The following is a 21089-nucleotide window of genomic DNA, read 5'->3' on the forward strand; positions in this document are numbered from 1 at the left end:
CGCGACGATCCTCCCCCGGGCGAGCGCCCAGGATGCGGTGCGCGGGCGTGCCGGAGCACGCGCAAAACACCAAGGGTCGATACTACGCGAATCCCCGCTCCTCCGCCAGCTCGGGCGTGTCGCGGCCGCCCGCACCGCCGGTCCGCGCCGCCGCCGGCCTCCGCCGCCCGGCCGCCTAGGCTTTCCCCGTCACACGGAGGGAGTGCGCATGGCCCGCACGAAGAAGACGGCACCGAGCGAGCGCCGCTGGTACTCGCATCCGCTGGTCACGGTGGTCGTCGCGATCGTCGTGATCGCCCTCGTGCAGACCTTCTTCGTGAAGGTGTACACCGTGCCCACCGGCTCGATGGAGAACACCCTCCAGGGCGGGGGCTTCTTCGGCGACCGGATCCTCGTCGACCGCACCGCCGCGCTCGAGGGCGAGCCGGAGTCGGGGCAGATCGTCGTCTTCTCGCGGAACGCGCAGTGGGGCGCCGGCGATTCAGCCGGCAACCCGCTGTCCGAGGCGGTCAAGTACTTCGGCGACGTCACCAGCATCGGACCGTCGCACGAGGAGTTCCTCGTCAAGCGGGTGATCGCCGTCGGAGGTCAGACCGTGTCGTGCTGCGACACCGAGGGGCGCGTCCTCGTCGACGGGCAGCCCGTCGACGGCTCGTACGTCTTCGAGGACTTCCCCTTCGTCCCCGGCTCGCTCGACTGCACGACCTCGCCCGCCTCGACCCGGTGCTTCCAGGAGTACACGGTGCCGGAGGACTCGCTCTTCGTGCTGGGCGACCACCGCTCGAACTCGAACGACTCGATGGGCAACTGCCGCGGCGCTCCCGGCCCGATCGACTCCTGCGTCAAGACGGTGCCGGTCGAGCGTGTCGTCGGCCGGGTGTTCGCCGTCGCCTGGCCGCTGACCCGCTGGCGCCTGTTCTGACGGGCGCCTCCTGCAACCGAGTCGACGGACGGGATCGCCACCGAGGTGGTCGATCCCGTCCGTCGTCGTCCGGGTGCGAGGAGTCAGCCGCGGACGACCGCCACGACCTGCGGGTACAGCGGGTGGTCGGCGGCGAGGCCGGTCACCTCGGTGACGAACTCCTCGGGTGAGAGGGTCGCCAGCTTCTCCGTGAGCTCGACGCTCTGCGGGTCCTCCGGAACGTCGAAGCGCAGCGCGGCTCCGATCGCGGCGAGGAGGCCCGTGGGCGTGTGCCCGCGCTCCGCCAGCTCGGCGGCGGGGCCGATGAAGCGCTCGTGCCGCGAGAGCTTGCGCAGCGGCTGGCGGCCGACCCGGTCGACCGTGTCGGTCAGGTACGGGTTGGCGAAGCGCTTCAGGGTCTTCTCGAGGTAGGCCTGCTGCTCCGCGTCGCTGAAGCCGTGCTTCTCGACGATCAGCGCCTTGGTGTCCTCGAGGGCCGCCGCGACGGCGTCGTGCACCTCCGGGAGTGCCAGGGCGTCGGACAGCTTGTGCGCGCCCGCCGCGAACCCGACGTAGGCCGCCGTCGCGTGCCCCGTGTTCACCGTGAAGAGCTTGCGCTCGATGAACGGCTCGAGGTCGTCGACCCAGGTCGCTCCGGGCAGGGTCGGCTCGCCGCCCTCGAAGGGCGTGCGGTCGATGACCCACTCGAAGAAGCTCTCGACCGTGACGTCGAGGCCCTGACCCGCCTCCTGGTTGGGGACGATGCGGTCGACGGCGGTGTCGGCGAAGACGGCTCGCGACCGCAGGCGCTCCCACTCGTCGGCGCCCAGGTTCGCCGCGACCTCGGTCTGCAGCAGCCGGGTCGCGTTGATCGCGTTCTCGCACGCCATCACCGCGAGGCGCGGCGCCGACTCGGCGCGGGCGGCGAGGCCCTTCGCGATGACGGGTGCCACGAAGCGGAGGATGTTCGGCCCGACCGCGGTGGTCACGATGTCGGCCTCCGCGATCTCGCGCACGAGCGCCTCTTCGTCGGTGGCCGAGTTGACGGCACGGAAGCGGTCGACCACGTGGGTCGTCGCCTCCTCCCCCACCTCGTGGACCTCGTAGCTGTCGGCCGCCGCGAGCTGGTCGATGAGCCCCGCGTTCACGTCGGCGAAGACGAGCTCGTAGCCGGCGCCGTGCAGGATCAGACCGACGAAGCCGCGCCCGATGTTGCCCGCACCGAAGTGGACGGCGGTGGGCATCAGGAGTTGACCTCGCCCAGCAGGCTGTAGAGCGCCTGCGAGTCGGGGGCGTCGAGGAGCTTCTGCACCTCGTCCTCCTCCGAGAAGATGATCGCGATCTTCGAGAGGATCTCGAGGTGCTCGTTGTTGACGCCGGCGATACCGACGACGAAGCGCACCTCGTTGCCGTCCCAGTCGATCGGCTGCGCGTAGCGGACGAAGGACAGCGCAGACGAGCGGATCTCGTCTTTCGCGTCGTTCGTGCCGTGCGGGATGGCGAGCAGGTTGCCCATGTAGGTCGAGACGGTCGCCTCACGGGCGAGCATCGCCTCGTGGTAGGCGGGAGTGACCGCTCCGACGCCGACGAGCATGTCGGCCGCCTCCTTGATGGCCGCCTCCTTGCTGGTCGCGGTGCCGGAGGCGTTGATCTGTCCGATGGTGAGCACGTCGCTCATGTCTTCTGTCCTTCCGAGGGGTGGAAAACGGCGAGGGAACCCGCAGGCCCGAGCTGGAAGCCCAGTCGCACCCTACGGGTTCCCTCGCAAGGACTGCTGTCCTACTTGCCGTGCTGCTCCGCGACCAGCGAGACGACCTCGTCGTACTTCGGCGAGTTCATGAAGTTGTCGACGGAGACGTGGATCGCGCCCGGAGTGCGCTGGCGGGCGCGCTCGGTGAGCTCGGCCTGGGTGATGACCAGGTCGACGTCGTCCTCGAGGGCCGCGATCGCCTTGTTGGTGACCGAGACGTCCTCGAAGCCCGCCTTCTTCATCTTGTTGCGGAGCACCGAGGCACCCATCGCGGAGGAGCCCATGCCGGCGTCGCAGGCGAACACGATGTTGCGCACCTGAGTCGCGGTGGTCGTCGCCGAAGCGCCGTCCTGCGCCGGGGCGCCGCTCTGGCCGAGCAGGCCCGCGACGGCGCTGTCCTTGCCCTTGTTGGACGAGTTCGCGGCCACGGCGGCGGCGAGCTTGTCGTCGCCGGCCTCCATCGCCTCGAGGTCGCGCTTGCGGCTGCCCCGGATGATGAACGAGGCGACCGCGAACGACACAGCCATCGAGAGCAGCACCGAGAGGATGACTCCGAGGTAGCTGTCGCGCGACGTCTGCAGGAGCACCGCGATGATCGAGCCGGGCGAGGCGGGAGCGACGAGACCCGAGTCGAACGCGACGTTGGTCGCGACTCCGGTCATGCCGCCGAGGATGACGGCCGCGACCAGCGCGGGCTTCATCAGCACGTAGGGGAAGTAGATCTCGTGGATGCCGCCGACGAAGTGGATCAGCGCGGCGCCGGGAGCGGAACCGCGGGCGATGCCGACTCCGAAGATCGCGAAGGCCAGCAGGACGCCCATGCCGGGGCCGGGGTTCGCCTCGAGGAGGAAGAGGTACGACTTGCCCTGCTCCTGCGCCATGACGGTGCCGAGCGGGGTGAGGACACCCTGGTTGATGGCGTTGTTGAGGAACAGGATCTTGGCCGGCTCGATGAAGATCGAGGTCAGCGGCAGGAGACCCGCGTTGACGAGGAAGTCGACGCCGTTGCCGAGGACCGCGGTCAGGAACGAGATGATCGGCGCGATGCCGAAGAACGCTCCGAGCGAGAGCAGCATGCCCAGGATTCCGGCCGAGAAGTTGTTGACCAGCATCTCGAAGCCGGGCTTGATCTTGCCGTCCCAGATCGAGTCGACCTTCTTCATGAGCCAGGCGGCCAGCGGGCCGACGATCATGGCGCCGAGGAACATCGGGATCGTGGCGCCGACGATGACGCCCATGGTGGCGATCGAGGCGACCACTCCACCGCGCGCGCCGTAGACCATGCGGCCACCGGTGTTCGCGATGAGCAGGGGCAGCAGGTAGGTGATCATCGGGCCGACGAGGCCGATGTACTGCTGGAAGGTGGCGCCGTCCTCACCCTCGGCGAGGGTGGTGCGGGCACCCTCCCAGCCGATCTGGGCCGCGTCGCCGAAGCCGCCGAGGATGCCGTTGGGCAGCCAGCCGGCCGCGATGAAGAGCGAGGTGATGAGGCCCCACGCGATGAAGGCCGCGATGTTCGGCATGACCATCCCCGAGAGGAAGGTGCCGAAGCGCTGGACGTGGACGCGCGCTCCACCGCGCGTCGCCGTCGCTGACGTCGTTGTCATGTGGTGTGTTCTCCGATTTCTAGGGGTGGGAGCTCCGGCTGCTCCTGAGGCTGCCGGGTCCTGCGGGACGTGACGGGTGGGGGTGGTGCTGTGGGGGGTGGTGCTGTGCTGTACGGGGTGGTGCTGTCTTCGGGGGACGGTCCTGGGGGACCGGGGATCAGGAGGAGGCGATCGCCTCGGTGACGGCCGATCGCGCGTCGGCGGCGCTGTCGGCCGCGAGGGCGAGCTCGGCGAACCGCCTGGCCTCGTCGAGGGTGTGCTCGGCCAGCTCGGCGCGGACGTCGGCGAGGGCCGACGGCGACATCGAGAGGCTCGTCGCGCCGAGGCCCACGAGGACGACGGCGAGCAGCGGGTCCGCGGCGGCCTCGCCGCAGATGCCGACGGGCTTGCCCAGCGCGGCACCGGCGCGGCCGACCTCGCCGACGAGGCGGAGGACGGCGGGGTGCCACGGGTCCTGGTAGGCCGACACGGTGCCGAGCATCCGGTCGGCGGCGAGGGTGTACTGGGTCAGGTCGTTCGTGCCGATCGACGCGAAGTCGGCGACGCCGAGGATCCGGTCGGCGAGCAGGGCCGAGGAGGGGACCTCGACCATGACGCCGGCCGTGCGGATGCCGAGCTCCTTCGCCATCGCGGTGAAGTAGCGGGTCTCGTCGACCGTCGCGACCATCGGCGCCATCACCCAGAGGTCGGCGTCGGTCGCAGCGTCGGCCTGCGCGAGCGCGGTCAGCTGGTCGCGGAGGATCTGCTCGCTGGCCCGGAGCGCGCGGAGTCCGCGCAGACCGAGAGCCGGGTTCTCCTCGTGGTTGTCGTTGAGGAACGCGAGCGGCTTGTCGGCGCCGGCGTCGAGCGCGCGGACGACGACCTTCCGGCCGGGGAACGCGGCCAGCAGGCGCGTGTACTGCTCCGCCTGCTCGGCGACCGTGGGCGCCTCCTTCGCGTCGAGGAAGAGGAACTCGGTGCGGAAGAGTCCGACGCCCTCAGCTCCCAGCTCGACGGCCTGCTCGGCGCCGTCGGCCGAGCCGAGGTTCGCGAGCAGCGGCACGGCGTGCCCGTCGGCGAGGGCTCCCGGGACGACCGGCGCGGCGAGCATCTCGGCCCGCTGGGCGATCGCGGTCTTGGCCTCGCCGATCTCGGAGTCGGAGGGGTTCACCGTCACGACGCCGGAGGAGGCGTCGAGGATCACGAGCTGGCCGTCGCGCAGGTCGAGCGCGCCGGCGGTGCCGACGATCGCGGTGATCGACTTCTCGCGGGCCAGGATCGCGGTGTGGGACGTCGGTCCGCCGTCGCTCGTGACGAGTCCGAGGACCTTGTCGAGGTCGAGCAGGGCGGTGTCGGCCGGGGCGAGGTCGCGGGCGACCAGCACGAACGGCTCGTCCGACTCCGGGACCCCGGGAGCGGCGACGCCGCGGAGGTGCGCGACGACCCGCTGCGAGACGTCGTCGAGATCGGTCGCGCGCTCGGCCATGTAGCCGCCCATCGCCACCAGCAGGTCGCGGAAGCCCGCGAACGCCTCGTGCACCGCGCGCTCGGCGGTCTTGCCGCCCGAGATCCGCGCCTTGACGTCATCCGCGAGCGAGGGGTCCTCGGCCATCAGGGCCTGGGCGTCGAGCACGTCCTTGGCCGATCCGCCGGCGCGCTCACCGCGGTGGCGGATGGTCGCGGCCGTGGCCGAGAGCGAGACGACGGCCCGCTCCTCCTCCTGCGCGACGGTCCGCGTGCTGGCGGTGTCCTCGGGTTCGGGCAGCGGATCCGGCATGCGCAGGATCGGCCCGAGGGCGAGGCCGCGGCCCACTCCGGTGCCCTGGAGCTTCGCGGAGGCGTAGGCGGTCTGAGGAGTGGACAGCGTCATGAGTGCTCGTTCCTGTCGTTCGGTCTCGTCGGTGAGACGGGGAGCGGGGGTGTCGAGTGAAGGTGGTCGCAGGCGACCTGGGGGTGGCGCTGAGAGACTCAGCGCCCGGACTCAAGCGTCGTGGTCAGTCGTGAGGAATTCGGCCAGCTCGTCGAGCACGGCCTGCTCGTTGTCGCCCTCGACGGAGAGGGTGAGCTCGTCACCGTGCTCGATGCCGAGCGAGATGATGCCGAGGATCGACGCGGCGTTGACCGCGGTCGACTCGCCCTTCTTGACGAGGACCTTCTGGCCCGACTTCGCAGCGGCCTGGCTGAACAGCGAGGCGGGGCGGGCGTGGAGGCCCTTCGAGGATGCGACCTGAACCGTGCGCTCGACCATGAACGTGTCTCCTTGAATCTGCAGTCGCCGCGACTGCGTCAGTGGTGCCCGGAGTCGGGCTCGGCACTCGGGAGTGCCGTCTGGACGGAGGTGTCCCCACCCGGGTCCGCCACCACCGCGCGAGCGGCGAGGAGGATCGGGAGGGTGTCGAGCACGGCATCGGCACCGTGCCCTCCGAAGACGTCGTGCGGGAGGAGGGCCGCCGCGACTCCGACACGCGCCGCCTGCCGGCGGAGCCCGTCGAACTGCGACTCGAGATGCGGCCCCACGAGGAGGACATCCGACTCGGGGAGGGAGTCCTCGAGCCCCTGGAGGCTCTCCGACCGGAACGAGGCGGTGATGCCCCGCTCCTTCGCGCCCGCTCGCAGCCGGTGGGCCAGGAACGTGCTCGACGCGCCTGCACCGCAGACGATCAGGATCTTCTGCACCACGTCCGCCTCCTCGCGCCCGGGCCTGCCTCACTGCACAACGTCTTCATTGAAGCATCACGAAGGAGGCGATCACCCGCCCGGCAGAGAATCTTCCGCGGGGCAGGAAGCGCGGATTCCCGGCCGTCGGCGCGGGGGTCCCGGGCGCGGCGCCGAGATGATTGACTGCGGGGACGACGACTCGCGGACCCCGCGACGAGCGGATCCGCCGCCCCGCGGTGGCGCTCCTCGCGACGAACCGGTCCGCACGCCTGGAGCCCTGGATGCCTGACAACCGCGAACGCCTGCTGGAGTACCTCTCCCGGGCGGACGGCTGGGTGACGGCGCACGAGCTGGCCGATCGGCTCGGGGTCACCACCCGCAGCGTCCGCAGCTACGTCACGGCCGTGAAGGCGCAGGCCGCTCCCCTCGAGCCGGTCGAGTCCTCGGCCAACGGCTACCGGCTCGCGCGTGACGCCTATGCGGCCTTCGTCGAGGCCCAGCGCCTGCGCGACGTCGAGCCCGACACTCCCCGCGACCGGCTCTACAGCCTCGTCCGGCGCCTCGTCGACTCCGACGACGGGCTCGACGTGGTGTCCCTCGCCGAGGCGCTCGCGGTCAGCGAGTCGACGGTCGAGGCGGATCTGCGCCGGGTGAAGACCCTGGCCGACGAGGCCGGGCTCGCCCTCGCCCGTCGCGCCTCCTCTGTGCGGCTCGAGGGCAGCGAGGAGGCGCGACGGCGGCTGATCTCGCGGATGTTCCGCGATGAGAGCGCCCAGGGCGTCTTCACCCTCGACGACGTGCAGCGCGAGTTCGCCTCCCCCGGACTCGGCGCCTTCAAGACCGAGCTGCTCGCGGAGCTCGAGTCGCGCGGCTACTACATCAACGACTACGGCGTGAACAGCGTCCTCCTGCACATCGCCATCGCCGTCGACCGCGTCTCGCGGGGCATCGGCGACCCGGCGGGGGCCCGCCCCTCCCCCGCGCTGCACGGCGAGCTCGCCGCGGTGCTCGCCGAGCTGGTCGAGCGCCACTTCACCACCCGGCTCACCGACGCCGAGCTCGCGCAGCTCGCGATCCTGATGACCACCCGCGTCGCGACGCCCGGCCAGAACGAGCCCGTGTCCGTCGTCGTCGAGAACTACGTCGACCCGGACGACCTCGCGGTGGTGCGCGAGCTCGTGGCGGAGGTGAACCGGGAGTACCTGGTCGACCTCGACGACGAGGGCTTCATCGTCCGCCTCGCCCTGCACGTGCGCAATCTGATCGCGCGCGCCTCCGAGGGCGGCTACTCCCGCAACCCGCTGACGCGCTCGATCAAGACCAGCTTCCCGATGACGTACGAGATCGCGGTGTTCCTCGCGAGCGGACTGCAGCGCCGCCGCGGGATCGTCGTCAACGAGGACGAGATCGCGTACATCGCCCTGCACGTCGGCTCGTTCCTCGAGCGGGTCTCGCGACGCGAGGAGCGGCTCTCGTGCGTGATCGTGTGCCCGAACTACTACGACCTCGCGCACATGCTGCGGCTGCGGGTCGAGCGCTCGCTCGGCACCGAGGTCGAGGTGCGCTCCCTGATCACCAGGAGCGACGTCGACTGGGACCGCCTCACCGCCGACATCGTCATCACGACGATCGACGAGCGGCCGTACTCCGACGAGGTCGTCGTCGTGCAGCCCTTCCTCACCGACCACGACGTGGAGGCGGTGCGCCGCGCCATCGCGCGCGTCCGCCGTCATCGCCGGCGTGCGCAGATCAAGGACGAGCTGCTGCAGTTCTTCGACGGGGCGCTGTTCTTCCGCAACCTGCACGCGCGCGACGAGTCCGCGATGATCCGCCTCCTCGGTGAGCGGATGATCGCCGAGGGCATCATCGACGAGGACTACGTCGACGGCGCCATCGAGCGCGAGCGGATGAGCTCCACGGCGTTCACCGACAACCTCGCCGTCCCGCACGCGATGGCGATGAGCGCCCGGCGCACCTCCATCGCGATCGTCGTCAACGACGTGCCGATGGAGTGGGGCGAGCAGCGGGTGAACGTGATCGCCATGATCGCGTTCGCCTCCGCCGGCCGCAGCACGTTCCAGTCGGTCTTCGACCAGTTCGTCGAGGTCTTCGCCGAGCGCGCCGAGGTGCAGCGCCTGATCCGCCGCTCCACCGACTTCGGCTCCTTCATCGAAGAGCTGGTCAGGGTGTTCGACAGCTAGCTGTCGAACGCGCGAACCAGCTCTTCCCAGGCGGCAGGTGAGGCGGTCCAGTAGACCGACCTCACCACGGAAGCTCGTGGTGCGCAGCGGCGACCCTCACTGGGTCGCTCCATCGATAATCTCTGGCGGGGATCGGGAGGGCACTGTCGTCCTCTCGCGCCATCCCGCGCCCTACGGGCGCCCGCCAGACCCGAGCCGGGCGCGAGAGGACGACAGCACCCTCCCTCCGCGTCGGTTCAGAGGAGCCCCACCCTTCCTGAACCCGAGGAGCGGGTGGGGTGCCTCGTCGCGGCTCCTGGCTCGGGTCTGGCGGGAGCGCCGCAGGCGCTCGGGAGGGAGCCGCGACGAGGCACCCCGCCCGATCCGGTCGCCGTCCGGCACCGCTGCAGCGCGAGGTGGCCGGACGCCAGGTCCGCGCCTCCTAGGCGAAGGGTGTGGGAGTGATCCCGTACTCCGCGAGCCCCGCCGCTCCCCCGTCGGCGAGGGTGGTGACCCAGATGCCGTCGCGGTGCACCGCGACCGAGTGCTCCCAGTGCGCCGCCATGCTGCCGTCGACGGTCGCCACCGTCCAGTCGTCGTCGTGCACGAGGGTCTCGGCGCTGCCCGCCGTGACCATCGGCTCGATCGCGACGACCAGCCCGGGCTTCACCTCGGGTCCGCGCTGGCGCACCCGGTAGTTGAAGACCGGCGGCGCCTCGTGCATCGAGCGGCCGATGCCGTGGCCGATGTAGTCCGTGAGGATGCCGAAGGCCCGGCCGCGCTTCTCGGCCTCGTCCTCCACGTACTCCTCGATCGCCGCGCCGACCTCGTTGAGGTGGCGGGCGGAGGCGAGAGCCGCGATGCCGCGCCAGAGCGCCCCCTCGGTCACCCGCGAGAGCTCGGTGCGCGCGGCGACCTCGTCGGACCGCTCGGGATCGGGCAGCACGATCGTCATCGCCGAGTCGCCGTTCCAGCCGTCGATCTCGGCGCCGCTGTCGATCGAGACGATATCGCCGGGGCGCAGCACCCGCGCGCCGGGGATCCCGTGCACGACCTCGTCGTCGACCGACGCGCAGATCGTGTGGCGGTATCCGGGGACCAGCTTGAAGTTCGAGTGCCCGCCGAGCTCGACGATGGCCGCTTCCGCGACGGCATCGAGCTCGAGGGTCGTCACACCCGGGCGGATGACGGCCCGCACCGCGTGCAGCGACGCGGCCGTCGCCAGCCCCGGCGCGAGCATCGACCGCAGCTGGTCGGGGGTCTTGTAGAGCGAGGAGCGCAGCGCCACGGCTCAGGCGGCCGACGGGTCGTCGACCAGTCCGCCGACCCGGTGGCCCTCGAGGGCCGTCACGATCCGGTCGGTGACCTCGTCGACAGGTCCGAGACCGTCGACGACCACGACCAGCCCGCGGGCGGCGTACACGTCGATGAGCGGCGCGGTCTGCTCCTCGTAGAGGGCCAGGCGACGACGGATGACGTCCTCCGTGTCGTCGCTGCGACCCTGCTCGGTCGAGCGCTTGAGCAGCCGTCCGACGACCTCGTCGGGGTCGGCCGTCAGCTGCACGACGGCGTCGAGCCGGTTGCCGTCGGCGGCCAGGATGCGGTCGAGCTCGTCGACCTGCTCGGTCGTCCGCGGGTACCCGTCGAGCAGGAACCCGGTCGACGCGTCCGCCTCCTGGAGCCGGTCGTGCACGATCGCGTTCGTCAGCTCGTCGGGCACGTACTTGCCCGCATCGAGGTAGGCCTTCGCCTGCAGGCCGAGCTCGGTCTCGTTCGCGACGTTCATCCGGAAGATGTCGCCGGTCGAGATGGCCGGGACGTCGAGGACCTCGCAGAGTCGAGCGGCCTGAGTGCCCTTGCCGGCGCCGGGAGGGCCGATCAGCAGGAGACGGAAGCCGACCGGGGTCGAGATCATCGGAGGAGCCCTTCGTAGTGGCGCTGCTGCAGCTGCGAGTCGATCTGCTTCACCGTCTCGAGTCCGACTCCGACGATGATCAGGATCGACGTGCCGCCGAAGGGGAAGTTCTGGTTCGCACCGACGAGCGCCAGGGCGATGAGCGGCACCAGGGCGATCAGGCCGAGGTAGACCGAGCCGGGCAGCGTCACCCGGGTCAGCACGTAGTTCAGGTACTCCGCGGTCGGCCGACCGGCGCGGATGCCGGGGATGAAGCCGCCGTAGCGCTTCATGTTGTCGGCGACCTCGTCGGGGTTGAACGTGATCGCGACGTAGAAGTAGGTGAACCCGACGATCAGGAGGAAGTAGAGCGCCATGTAGAGCGGGTGGTCGCCCTGCGTCAGGTAGTTGGTGATCCAGGTCACCCAGCCGGGTGCCTCCTGGCCGGCCGCCGGCTGGTTGAACTGGGCGATCAGCGCGGGGAGGTAGAGCAGCGAGGACGCGAAGATGACGGGCACGACGCCGGCCATGTTCACCTTGATCGGGATGTAGGTGTTGTTGCCGCCGTACGTGCGGCGTCCGACCATCCGCTTGGCGTACTGGACCGGGATGCGCCGCTGCGACTGCTCGACGAAGACGACCGCCACCACCAGCACGAGGCCGATGCCGAGGACCAGCAGGAAGGTCTCGAAGCCGCGCGACTGCGCGATCGACCAGAGCGAGGTGGGGAACTGGGCCGCGATCGAGGTGAAGATCAGCAGCGACATGCCGTTGCCGATGCCGCGCTCGGTGATGAGCTCGCCCATCCACATGATGATGCCGGTGCCCGCCGTCATGGTGATGACCATGAGGAGGATCGAGTACCACTCGTCGGTGATGATGAGCGCCGAGCACTCGGGGACGCCCGAGTTGCCGAAGAGGGCACCGGAGCGGGCGACCGTGATGAGGGTGGTCGACTGCAGGACGCCGAGCGCGATCGTGAGATAGCGGGTGTACTGCGTCAGCTTCGCCTGACCGGACTGCCCCTCCTTGTAGAGGGTCTCGAAGTGCGGGATGACCACGCGCAGCAGCTGCACGATGATCGACGCCGTGATGTACGGCATGATCCCGAGCGCGAAGATCGACAGCTGGAGCAGGGCTCCACCGCTGAAGAGGTTCACGAGCTCGTAGAGACCCGAGGTGCCCTGGTTGCCGGCGAGACAGGCCTGCACGGCGCTGAAGTCGACGAACGGAGCAGGGATGAAGGATCCCAGCCGGAAGATCGCCACGATCGCGAGAGTGAAGCCGATCTTACGGCGGAGGTCGGGGGTGCGGAAGATCCGCGCAACGGCGCCAAACACTACCTAAGGTCTCCTGCTCAGTTCTTGGTGCGGGATACAGGTCGAGCTTGCCACCCGCTCTCCACGGGTCCGTGACCCGTGGGGAGTCGGCGTGACAAGCTCGACCGACAAGCTGCTGGTGCTACTTGATGGATCCGCCCGCAGCGACGATCTTCTGCTCCGCGGAGCTGGAGACCTTGTCGACCGCGACGTTCAGCTTAACCGCAATGTCGCCGTCGCCGAGGACCTTCACCTTTTCGTTCTTGCGAACGGCACCCTTGGCGACGAGGTCGCCGATGGTGACGTCACCGCCCTGGGGGTACAGCTCGGCGAGAGCGGAGAGGTTCACGACCTGGTACTCGACGCGGAACGGGTTCTTGAACCCGCGCAGCTTCGGGGTGCGCATGTGCAGCGGCATCTGCCCACCCTCGAAGCCGACGCGCACCTGGTAGCGGGCCTTGGTGCCCTTGGTGCCGCGACCGGCGGTCTTGCCCTTGGAGCCCTCACCGCGGCCGACGCGGGTCTTCGCCTTCTTCGCGCCGATGGCGGGACGGAGGTGGTGGACCTTGAGCACCTGCTCGCGGGTGGCGGGCGCCTCGGCGGCGCCCTTCTTGGTGGCGGCCTGCGTCGGAGTCGTGGACTCCGCGACGGCCTGGTTCTTCTCAGCCATTAGTCAATCTCCTCGACCTTCACCAGGTGGGCGACGGTCTTCACGTATCCGCGGTTCTGAGAGTTGTCCTCGCGGACGACGCTCTGACCGATCTTCCTGAGGCCGAGCGAGCGCAGCGTGTCGCGCTGGTACTGCTTCTCGCTGACCTTCGACTTGATCTGGGTCACCTTCAGCTGGGCCATCAGGAACCTGCCTTCGCGCTGGACGCGGCGGCGAGTGCATCGGCCTCGGCACGGACCAGGCGCGGCGGGGCGACCTGGTCGAAGTCGAGACCACGACGAGCGGCGACGGCGCGCGGCTCCTCGAGCTGCTGCAGAGCAGTCACGGTCGCGTGGACGATGTTGATGGTGTTCGACGAGCCGAGCGACTTGCTCAGGACGTCGTGGATGCCGGCGCACTCGAGCACGGCGCGGACGGGACCGCCGGCGATGACACCGGTACCCGAGGACGCGGGACGCAGGAGCACGACACCGGCAGCGGCCTCACCCTGCACGGGGTGCGGGATGGTCGAGCCGACGCGCGGGACGCGGAAGAAGTTCTTCTTCGCCTCCTCGACGCCCTTGGAGATGGCGGTCGGGACCTCGCGGGCCTTGCCGTAGCCGACGCCCACCAGTCCGTTGCCGTCGCCGACGACGACGAGAGCGGTGAAGCTGAAGCGACGACCGCCCTTGACGACCTTCGACACGCGGTTGATGGTCACGACGCGCTCGAGGAACTGGCTCTTGTCGGAGTCACGCCCTCCACGGTCACGGCCGCCCTGGTTGCGGTCACGGCCGCCGCGGCGAGGCTCGCGAGCCTCCTGCTGCGGCTGCGTGGACGCAGCGGTCTCGACGGGGGCCTCCGACACAGCGGCGACCTCGGGTTCCTTGTTCTCTGCCGCGCTCACAGGTTGAGCCCTGCCTCTCGTGCTCCATCGGCGATCGCGGCGACGCGACCGGCGTACTTGTTGCCTCCGCGGTCGAAGACGACCGCCTCGACACCGGCGTTCTTGGCGCGCTCGGCGACGAGCTCGCCGACCTTGCGGGCCTTGGCGGTCTTGTCACCGTCGAACACGCGGAGGTCGGCCTCGAGGGTCGACGCGGACGCGAGGGTACGACCCTGGGCGTCGTCGACGACCTGCACGAAGACGTGGCGGGCCGAGCGGTTGACGACGAGGCGGGGACGCTCCGCCGATCCGACGACCTTCTTGCGCAGACGGTCGTGACGACGACCGCGCGCGGCGGACTTGCTCTTTCCTCTGGTTCCGAGTCCCATGATCACTTACCGCTCTTTCCGGCCTTGCGGCGAACGACCTCGCCGGCGTAGCGCACGCCCTTGCCCTTGTAGGGCTCGGGCTTGCGGATCTTACGAATGTTGGCGGCCACTTCACCGACGGCCTGCTTCGAGATGCCGTGCACGGTGAGCTTGTTGTTGCCCTCGACCGTGAACGAGATGCCCGCGGGCGGGGTGACGACGACCGGGTGCGAGAAGCCGAGCGCGAACTCGATGTCCGAGCCCTTGGCCAGCACGCGGTAGCCGGTGCCGACGACCTCGAGGCCCTTGGAGTAGCCCTGCGTGACGCCGATGATGTCGTTCGCGATGAGCGTGCGGGTGAGGCCGTGGAGCGAGCGCGACTCGCGCTCGTCGTCGGGACGCGAGACGAGCACCTGGGTGCCCTCGACGGAGACCTGGATGGGGCTGGCGACCGGGACGGTCAGCTCACCCTTGGGGCCCTTGACGGTCACGACGGATCCGGCGACGGAGACGTCGACGCCCGCCGGGATCTCGATGGGGAGTCTTCCAATACGCGACATGAGGGATTACCACACGTAGGCGAGGACTTCCCCACCCACGCCCTTCTTCTCGGCCTGGCGGTCGGTCAGCAGACCGCTCGACGTGGACAGGATCGCGACGCCGAGGCCGCCGAGCACGGTGGGGATCTCGGTGGACTTCGCGTAGACGCGGAGACCCGGCTTCGAGACCCGCTTGATGCCGGCGATCGAGCGCTCGCGGTTCGGGCCGTACTTGAGGGAGATGGAGAGCGTCGTGCCGACGCGCGCCTCCTCGACCTTCCAGTCGGCGATGTAGCCCTCGCGCTTGAGGATCTCGGCGATGTGCGCCTTGAGCTTCGAGCCGGGGAGGGCGATGGAGTCGTGGTGCGCGGAGTTCGCGTTACGGATTCTGGTCAGCAGATCTGCGACCGGATCAGTCATGGTCATGGCTGATGGTGCCTTTCTCGCCTGGTTTCGGCACCCTTTACAAGAGTGACGACCTGTGGTGTGGGACGGCGCCGACGACGTCGACGCCCAGGCGGCCGCGCGTGCGCAGGCCAACGAACCATGGTACATGGCTGAAGGCCGACGGTCGAGGCCGATATTCCGGAGAGAGCAGCCCTCCTCCGTCGCGGACGACACGAGAGGGGTACGACAGAGCCGGGGAGCGGTTCGCACCACCCCCCGGCCCGGGTTCCTTGCTACGCGTTGTCCGCCGACTTGAACGGGAAGCCGAGCTGCTTGAGCAGCGCGCGACCCTCGTCGTCGGTCTTCGCGGTGGTCACGACGGTCACATCGAAGCCGCGGACGCGGTCGATGCGGTCCTGGTCGATCTCGTGGAAGATCGACTGCTCCGTGATGCCGAAGGTGTAGTTGCCGTTGCCGTCGAACTGGCGGTCCGACAGTCCGCGGAAGTCGCGGATGCGGGGCAGCGCCACCGAGAGCAGGCGGTCCAGGAACTCCCACGCGCGGTCACCGCGGAGGGTGACGTGCGCGCCGATGGCCTGGCCCTCGCGCAGCTTGAACTGAGCGATGGACTTGCGGGCCTTGGTGACCTGCGGCTTCTGGCCGGTGATCGCGGTGAGGTCCTTGATGGCGCCGTCGATGATCTTGCCGTCGCGGGCAGCCTCACCGACGCCGGTGTTCACGACGACCTTGACCAGGCCGGGGACCTGGTGGACGTTCGTAAAGCCGAACTGCTCCTTGAGCGTGCTGATGATCTCGGCCTGGTACTTGGCCTTCAGCCGCGGCTGAACCTTCGCAGCCACTGCGGTGGTGTCAGTCATTACAGTTCCTCACCCGACCCCTTCGCGTAGCGCACGCGAACGGTCTTGGTCACGCCGTCCTTCGTGACGGCCACGTTGCGGTGGCCGACACGGGTCGGCTTCTTGGTCTTCGGGTCGACGACCGCGACGTTGGAGATGTGGATCGGAGCCTCGACGGTCTCGATGCCGCCCTCCTTCGATCCGCGCTGCGACTGGCCGACGCGGGTGTGCTTCTTGACGAAGTTCACTCCCTCGACGACGACGCGGTTGCGCTCGACCAGGACCTCGAGGACCTTGCCCTGCTTGCCGCGGTCTCCGCCGCGGGCCTGGGTAGCGCCCGAGATGACCTGGACGAGGTCACCCTTCTTGATCTTGGCCATGACTAGATAACCTCCGGTGCCAGCGAGACGATCTTCATGAACTTCTTGTCACGGAGCTCGCGACCGACCGGTCCGAAGATGCGGGTGCCGCGGGGGTCCCCGTCGTTCTTCAGGATCACGGCGGCGTTCTCGTCGAACTTGATGTACGAGCCGTCGGGACGACGGGTCTGCTTGATGGTCCGGACGATGACCGCCTTGACGACGTCGCCCTTCTTGACGTTGCCACCGGGGATCGCGTCCTTGACGGTGGCGACGATGATGTCACCGAGGCCCGCGTAGCGGCGGCCGGAGCCTCCGAGGACGCGGATGGTGAGGAGTTCCTTGGCGCCGGTGTTGTCGGCGACCTTCACTCGGGATTCTTGCTGAAGCATGTGTCTCTCCTGCTAACTCAAGTAGGCCGCGGCCTACTTGGCCTTCTCGAGGATCTCGACCAGGCGCCAGCGCTTCGTGGCGCTGAGGGGACGGGTCTCGCTGATGACGACGAGGTCGCCGATGCCCGCGGTGTTCGACTCGTCGTGAGCCTTGACCTTGGACGTGCGGCGGATGACCTTGCCGTACAGGGGGTGCTTCACGCGGTCCTCGACCTCGACGACGATGGTCTTGTCCATCTTGTCGCTGGTCACGTAGCCGCGGCGGGTCTTGCGGTAGCCGCGAGCGCCCTCCTGCTTGACGTCGTGGGCGGCCGACTCGTGGCCGGCGGTGTCATTGACGGTTGCCATTACTTGGCCTCCTCGTTCGACTCGGGCGCCTCGACCTCGGCCTTGGCGGCCTTCTTGGTCTTGGGCTTCTTCTCCGCCTTGGCCGGGGCCTCGACGGGTGCGGGGGTGGCACGGATGCCCAGCTCGCGCTCACGGATGACCGTGTAGATGCGGGCGATGTCGCGCTTGACGGCACGCAGGCGGCCGTTGGTGTCCAGCTGGCCGGTGGCCGACTGGAAGCGGAGGTTGAACAGCTCCTCCTTGGCCTTCTTCAGCTCCGTGACGAGACGCTCGTCCTCGAAGGTGTCGAGCTCGGTGGGGACGAGCTCCTTGGATCCGATCGCCATTACGCGTCTCCCTCCTCGCGCTTGATGATGCGTGCCTTCAGGGGCAGCTTGTGAATGGCACGAGTCATGGCTTCGCGAGCGAGCTTCTCCTCGACGCCGGCGACCTCGAAGAGGACGCGGCCCGGCTTGACGTTCGCGACCCACCACTCGGGCGAGCCCTTGCCGGAACCCATGCGGGTCTCGGCGGGCTTCTTGGTCAGCGGGCGGTCGGGGTAGATGTTGATCCACACCTTTCCACCGCGCTTGATGTGACGCGTCATGGCGATACGAGCGGACTCGATCTGACGGTTGGTCACGTAGGCGGGGGTGAGAGCCTGGATGCCGTACTCACCGAACGACACCTTGGTGCCACCGGTGGCCTGGCCGGAGCGGCCCGGGTGGTGCTGCTTGCGGTGCTTGACTCGACGGGGAATCAACATGGTTATGCCTCAACTCCTGCGGCGACGGGCGCCTCGCTCTGCTGGCGAGGGGCGCGACGCGGTCGGTCGCTGCGCTCGGGGCGCGACGACTTGCTGTTCGCCTGCTCGCGAGCGAGCTCCTTGTTGGTGATGTCGCCCTTGTAGATCCAGACCTTCACGCCGATGCGGCCGAAGGTGGTCTTGGCCTCGTAGAACCCGTAGTCGATGTTCGCGCGGAGGGTGTGCAGCGGCACGCGTCCCTCGCGGTAGAACTCCGAGCGGCTCATCTCGGCGCCGCCGAGGCGGCCGGAGACCTGGATGCGGACGCCCTTGGCGCCGGCGCGCTGAGCACCCTGCAGACCCTTGCGCATCGCGCGGCGGAAGGCCACGCGGGCGGAGAGCTGCTCGGCGATGCCCTGGGCGACCAGCTGAGCCTCGGCCTCGGGGTTCTTGACCTCGAGGATGTTCAGCTGGATCTGCTTGGCCGTGAGCTTCTCGAGGTCGGCGCGGATGCGCTCGGCCTCGGCGCCGCGACGACCGATCACGATGCCCGGACGGGCGGTGTGGATGTCGACGCGGACGCGGTCACGGGTGCGCTCGATCTCGATGCGGGCGACGCCCGCACGGTCGAGCTGCGTGGCGAGGAGACGGCGGATCTTGACGTCCTCTGCGAGGAAGTCGCTGTACCGCTGGCCCTTCTTGGTGCTGTCGGAGAACCAGCGCGACACGTGGTCGGTGGTGATTCCCAGACGGAAACCGTAGGGGTTTACTTTCTGTCCCATTACTTGGTCCCCTCCTCAGGAGTGGCCAGCACGACGGTGATGTGGCTGGTGCGCTTGTTGATGCGGAAGGCACGACCCTGGGCACGGGGCTGGAATCGCTTGAGGGTGGTTCCCTCATCGACGAAGGCGCGGGACACGAACAGGTCCTGGTCGTCGAGGTACTCGTTCGAGGCATCGGCCTTGACGCGAGCGTTGGCCATCGCCGAGGCGACGAGCTTGTAGACGGGCTCGGAAGCTCCCTGCTCAGCGAACTTCAGGATGGCCAGGGCCTCCTGAGCCTGCTTGCCGCGGATCAGGTTCACGACGCGGCGAGCCTTCTGGGGGGTGACGCGGATGTGTCGCACGCGTGCGATCGACTCCACCATTTCTCTCCTCCTTCTCGTCGCCGCGTCAGCGGCGACGGCCCTTCTTGTCGTCCTTCTCGTGACCGCGGAAGGTCCGAGTGGGGGCGAACTCGCCGAGCTTGTGGCCGACCATGGTCTCGGTCACGAACACGGGGATGTGCTTGCGTCCGTCGTGGACCGCGATGGTGTGACCCAGCATCGCCGGGATGATCATCGAGCGGCGCGACCAGGTCTTGATGACGTTCTTGTTGCCGGCTTCGTTAGCGGTGAACACCTTGCGGAGCAGGTGGTCATCGACGAAGGGGCCCTTCTTGAGACTGCGAGGCATCTTCTACAACTCCTACTTGCGCTTCTTACCGGCGGTGCGGCGGCGAACGATGAGCTTGTCGCTCTCCTTGTTGGGGCGACGGGTGCGTCCCTCGGACTGGCCCCAGGGGCTGACCGGGTGGCGACCACCGGAGGTCTTGCCCTCTCCACCACCGTGGGGGTGGTCGACCGGGTTCATCGCGACACCGCGGACGGTCGGGCGGACGCCCTTCCAGCGCATGCGGCCGGCCTTGCCCCAGTTGATGTTCGACTGCTCGGCGTTGCCGACCTCGCCGATCGTGGCGCGGCAGCGCGCGTCGACGTTGCGGATCTCGCCCGACGGCAGACGGAGCTGCGCGTAGGGGCCGTCCTTGGCGACGAGGCGGACCGAGGTGCCGGCCGAGCGGGCGAGCTTCGCGCCGCCGCCGGGCTTGATCTCGATGGCGTGGATGACCGTACCGGTCGGGATGTTGCGCAGCGGCAGGTTGTTGCCGGGCTTGATGTCGGCGCCGGCGCCGGACTCCACGATGTCGCCCTGCGAGAGCTTGTTCGGAGCCAGGATGTAGCGCTTGGTGCCGTCCACGAAGTGGAGCAGCGCGATGCGCGCCGTGCGGTTGGGGTCGTACTCGATGTGAGCGACCTTGGCGTTGACGCCGTCCTTGTCGTTGCGACGGAAGTCGATCAGGCGGTACTGGCGCTTGTGGCCACCACCGATGTGACGCGTCGTGATGCGGCCGGAGTTGTTGCGGCCACCGGTCTTGGACAGCGGGCGAAGGAGCGACTTCTCGGGCGTCGATCGGGTGATCTCGGCGAAGTCGGCGACGCTGGAGCCGCGGCGACCAGGGGTCGTGGGCTTGTACTTGCGAATAGCCATTGTCTGTTTTCCTCTACGCTTCTTCGGCTCAGCCGACGTTCGTGAAGATGTCGATGGAGCCGGACTTCAGCGTGACGATCGCGCGCTTGGTGTCCTTGCGCTTGCCGGTGCCGAACTTCGTGCGGCGGGTCTTGCCCTGACGGTTCAGCGTGTTGATCGACGCGACCTCGACTCCGAAGATCTTCTCGATGGCGAGCTTGATCTCGGTCTTGTTCGAGCGCGGGTCGACGACGAAGGTGTACTTGCCCTCGTCGATCAGGCCGTAGGACTTCTCCGAGACCACGGGCGAGATGATGACGTCGCGGGGGTCCTTGTTGAACGCGGCGGACTGGCTCATGCGTTCACCTCTTCCTTCTTGGACTTGGCGGCGACGAACGCCTCGAGCGCGGCCTTCGAGAAGACGATGTCGTCCGAGACGAGCACGTCGTAGGCGTTGAGCTGGTCGACCGGCAGGATGTGCACGAACGGCACGTTGCGCAGCGACAGCTCGGCGATGAAGTCGTCGCGCTCGAGGACCACGAGGACGTTGCGCGACACCGAGAGGGCGTCGAGCAGGACGAGGACGTCCTTGGTCTTCGGGGTGTCGCCGAGGGCGAGGGACTCGACCGCGTGGAGGCGGGCGCCGCGAGCGCGGTCCGAGAGAGCGCCGAGCAGAGCCGCGGCGATCATCTTCTTGGGGGTGCGCTGCGCGTAGTTGCGCGGGTTCGGTCCGTGGACGATTCCACCACCGGTCATGTGCGGGGCGCGGATCGAGCCCTGACGAGCGCGGCCGGTTCCCTTCTGCTTGAACGGCTTGCGACCGGCTCCGGAGACCTCGCCACGGTTCTTCGTGGAGTGGGTGCCCTGACGCGCGGCGGCGAGCTGCGCGACGACGACCTGGTGGATCAGGGGGACGTTGGTCTCGACGTCGAAGAGCTCGGCGGGGAGCTCGAACGAGCCCGACTTCTGGCCCTTGACGTCGATGATGTCGATAGAGGTAGCCATGG

Annotated in this window: 29 protein-coding genes; 2 read left to right on the forward strand and 27 right to left on the reverse strand. The window is 68.8% G+C overall.

What is annotated here, in order from left to right:
• The first annotated feature begins 208 nt into the window (after window positions 1-208).
• Window positions 209-922 (forward strand): signal peptidase I, encoded by a 714-nt coding sequence (gene lepB, locus GRS92_RS00720; RefSeq protein ID WP_159852392.1) that lies wholly within the window; start codon window positions 209-211, stop codon window positions 920-922.
• A gap of 83 nt (window positions 923-1005) precedes the next feature.
• Here lepB and GRS92_RS00725 read toward each other — a convergent pair whose 3' ends face one another.
• From GRS92_RS00725 to GRS92_RS00750, 6 genes are all read right to left on the reverse strand, one after another.
• Complete coding sequence (locus GRS92_RS00725) at window positions 1006-2145, reverse strand: mannitol-1-phosphate 5-dehydrogenase (RefSeq protein ID WP_159852394.1); 1140 nt, start codon at window positions 2143-2145, stop codon at window positions 1006-1008.
• Window positions 2145-2579: a PTS sugar transporter subunit IIA gene (locus tag GRS92_RS00730; protein WP_159852396.1), complete on the reverse strand. Its 435-nt coding sequence runs from the start codon at window positions 2577-2579 to the stop codon at window positions 2145-2147. The genes GRS92_RS00725 and GRS92_RS00730 overlap by 1 nt, the downstream gene beginning before the upstream one ends.
• 101 nt (window positions 2580-2680) lie before the next feature.
• Window positions 2681-4258, reverse strand: a complete 1578-nt coding sequence (locus GRS92_RS00735) for a PTS mannitol transporter subunit IICB (protein ID WP_159852398.1) — start codon at window positions 4256-4258, stop codon at window positions 2681-2683.
• Window positions 4259-4415: 157 nt separating this feature from the next.
• Entirely contained in the window at window positions 4416-6107 is a 1692-nt protein-coding gene (gene ptsP, locus GRS92_RS00740) for a phosphoenolpyruvate--protein phosphotransferase (protein WP_159852400.1), read from the reverse strand.
• 111 nt (window positions 6108-6218) lie between these two features.
• Complete coding sequence (locus GRS92_RS00745; RefSeq protein WP_159852402.1) at window positions 6219-6485, reverse strand: HPr family phosphocarrier protein; 267 nt, start codon at window positions 6483-6485, stop codon at window positions 6219-6221.
• A 38-nt stretch (window positions 6486-6523) separates the two neighbouring features.
• Complete coding sequence (locus tag GRS92_RS00750; RefSeq protein WP_159852404.1) at window positions 6524-6916, reverse strand: PTS sugar transporter subunit IIB; 393 nt, start codon at window positions 6914-6916, stop codon at window positions 6524-6526.
• A 260-nt stretch (window positions 6917-7176) separates the two neighbouring features.
• Here GRS92_RS00750 and GRS92_RS00755 point away from each other — a divergent pair, with 260 nt between their 5' ends.
• Window positions 7177-9096: a BglG family transcription antiterminator gene (locus GRS92_RS00755; RefSeq protein WP_159852406.1), complete on the forward strand. Its 1920-nt coding sequence runs from the start codon at window positions 7177-7179 to the stop codon at window positions 9094-9096.
• Between the two features lie 421 nt (window positions 9097-9517).
• Here GRS92_RS00755 and map read toward each other — a convergent pair whose 3' ends face one another.
• From map to rplD, 21 genes are all read right to left on the reverse strand, one after another.
• Window positions 9518-10363, reverse strand: a complete 846-nt coding sequence (map, locus tag GRS92_RS00760) for a type I methionyl aminopeptidase (RefSeq protein WP_159852408.1) — start codon at window positions 10361-10363, stop codon at window positions 9518-9520.
• 3 nt (window positions 10364-10366) lie between these two features.
• Complete coding sequence (locus GRS92_RS00765; protein WP_159852410.1) at window positions 10367-10990, reverse strand: adenylate kinase; 624 nt, start codon at window positions 10988-10990, stop codon at window positions 10367-10369.
• Window positions 10987-12309, reverse strand: coding sequence for a preprotein translocase subunit SecY (gene secY, locus GRS92_RS00770; protein ID WP_159852412.1), 1323 nt, complete (start codon window positions 12307-12309; stop codon window positions 10987-10989). Before secY ends, GRS92_RS00765 begins: the two co-directional genes overlap by 4 nt.
• Window positions 12310-12430: 121 nt before the next feature.
• Window positions 12431-12958 carry a 50S ribosomal protein L15 gene (gene rplO / locus GRS92_RS00775; RefSeq protein WP_159852414.1) on the reverse strand — a complete coding sequence of 176 codons (528 nt, stop codon included), beginning with the start codon at window positions 12956-12958 and terminating at the stop codon, window positions 12431-12433.
• Window positions 12958-13140 carry a 50S ribosomal protein L30 gene (gene rpmD, locus GRS92_RS00780; RefSeq protein WP_173232138.1) on the reverse strand — a complete coding sequence of 61 codons (183 nt, stop codon included), beginning with the start codon at window positions 13138-13140 and terminating at the stop codon, window positions 12958-12960. The genes rplO and rpmD overlap by 1 nt, the downstream gene beginning before the upstream one ends.
• Window positions 13140-13844: a 30S ribosomal protein S5 gene (rpsE, locus tag GRS92_RS00785; RefSeq protein ID WP_159852416.1), complete on the reverse strand. Its 705-nt coding sequence runs from the start codon at window positions 13842-13844 to the stop codon at window positions 13140-13142. The genes rpmD and rpsE overlap by 1 nt, the downstream gene beginning before the upstream one ends.
• Window positions 13841-14212, reverse strand: a complete 372-nt coding sequence (gene rplR / locus GRS92_RS00790) for a 50S ribosomal protein L18 (protein WP_056037296.1) — start codon at window positions 14210-14212, stop codon at window positions 13841-13843. The genes rpsE and rplR overlap by 4 nt, the downstream gene beginning before the upstream one ends.
• A 2-nt stretch (window positions 14213-14214) precedes the next feature.
• Entirely contained in the window at window positions 14215-14751 is a 537-nt protein-coding gene (gene rplF / locus GRS92_RS00795; protein WP_159852418.1) for a 50S ribosomal protein L6, read from the reverse strand.
• Between the two features lie 6 nt (window positions 14752-14757).
• Window positions 14758-15156, reverse strand: coding sequence for a 30S ribosomal protein S8 (gene rpsH / locus GRS92_RS00800; protein WP_159852420.1), 399 nt, complete (start codon window positions 15154-15156; stop codon window positions 14758-14760).
• A 254-nt stretch (window positions 15157-15410) separates the two neighbouring features.
• The gene (gene rplE / locus GRS92_RS00805; RefSeq protein ID WP_056037308.1) at window positions 15411-15995 is read right to left on the reverse strand and encodes a 50S ribosomal protein L5; all 585 of its coding nucleotides are present in this window, start codon (window positions 15993-15995) and stop codon (window positions 15411-15413) included.
• Entirely contained in the window at window positions 15995-16354 is a 360-nt protein-coding gene (rplX, locus tag GRS92_RS00810; protein WP_159852422.1) for a 50S ribosomal protein L24, read from the reverse strand. Before rplX ends, rplE begins: the two co-directional genes overlap by 1 nt.
• A gap of 2 nt (window positions 16355-16356) precedes the next feature.
• The gene (gene rplN / locus GRS92_RS00815; RefSeq protein WP_159852424.1) at window positions 16357-16725 is read right to left on the reverse strand and encodes a 50S ribosomal protein L14; all 369 of its coding nucleotides are present in this window, start codon (window positions 16723-16725) and stop codon (window positions 16357-16359) included.
• Window positions 16726-16758: 33 nt separating this feature from the next.
• Window positions 16759-17073 (reverse strand): 30S ribosomal protein S17, encoded by a 315-nt coding sequence (rpsQ, locus tag GRS92_RS00820; RefSeq protein WP_159852426.1) that lies wholly within the window; start codon window positions 17071-17073, stop codon window positions 16759-16761.
• Window positions 17073-17399: a 50S ribosomal protein L29 gene (gene rpmC, locus GRS92_RS00825; RefSeq protein ID WP_159852428.1), complete on the reverse strand. Its 327-nt coding sequence runs from the start codon at window positions 17397-17399 to the stop codon at window positions 17073-17075. Before rpmC ends, rpsQ begins: the two co-directional genes overlap by 1 nt.
• Window positions 17399-17818 (reverse strand): 50S ribosomal protein L16, encoded by a 420-nt coding sequence (gene rplP / locus GRS92_RS00830; RefSeq protein WP_085475023.1) that lies wholly within the window; start codon window positions 17816-17818, stop codon window positions 17399-17401. The genes rpmC and rplP overlap by 1 nt, the downstream gene beginning before the upstream one ends.
• Window positions 17819-17820: 2 nt before the next feature.
• A complete protein-coding gene (rpsC, locus tag GRS92_RS00835) occupies window positions 17821-18579 on the reverse strand; it encodes a 30S ribosomal protein S3 (protein WP_056037327.1) in 759 nt (252 codons plus the stop codon).
• Window positions 18579-18944 (reverse strand): 50S ribosomal protein L22, encoded by a 366-nt coding sequence (gene rplV / locus GRS92_RS00840; protein ID WP_082498847.1) that lies wholly within the window; start codon window positions 18942-18944, stop codon window positions 18579-18581. The genes rpsC and rplV overlap by 1 nt, the downstream gene beginning before the upstream one ends.
• A 25-nt stretch (window positions 18945-18969) precedes the next feature.
• Window positions 18970-19251: a 30S ribosomal protein S19 gene (gene rpsS, locus GRS92_RS00845; RefSeq protein ID WP_055787078.1), complete on the reverse strand. Its 282-nt coding sequence runs from the start codon at window positions 19249-19251 to the stop codon at window positions 18970-18972.
• 12 nt (window positions 19252-19263) lie between these two features.
• A complete protein-coding gene (gene rplB, locus GRS92_RS00850) occupies window positions 19264-20103 on the reverse strand; it encodes a 50S ribosomal protein L2 (RefSeq protein ID WP_055787074.1) in 840 nt (279 codons plus the stop codon).
• A 28-nt stretch (window positions 20104-20131) separates the two neighbouring features.
• A complete protein-coding gene (gene rplW / locus GRS92_RS00855) occupies window positions 20132-20440 on the reverse strand; it encodes a 50S ribosomal protein L23 (RefSeq protein ID WP_085475020.1) in 309 nt (102 codons plus the stop codon).
• On the reverse strand, window positions 20437-21087 hold the full coding sequence (gene rplD, locus GRS92_RS00860; protein ID WP_159852429.1) for a 50S ribosomal protein L4: 651 nt from the start codon (window positions 21085-21087) through the stop codon (window positions 20437-20439). Before rplD ends, rplW begins: the two co-directional genes overlap by 4 nt.
• Window positions 21088-21089 lie beyond the last annotated feature (2 nt).

This window comes from Rathayibacter sp. VKM Ac-2754, assembly GCF_009807095.1.
Lineage (GTDB): Bacteria > Actinomycetota > Actinomycetes > Actinomycetales > Microbacteriaceae > Rathayibacter.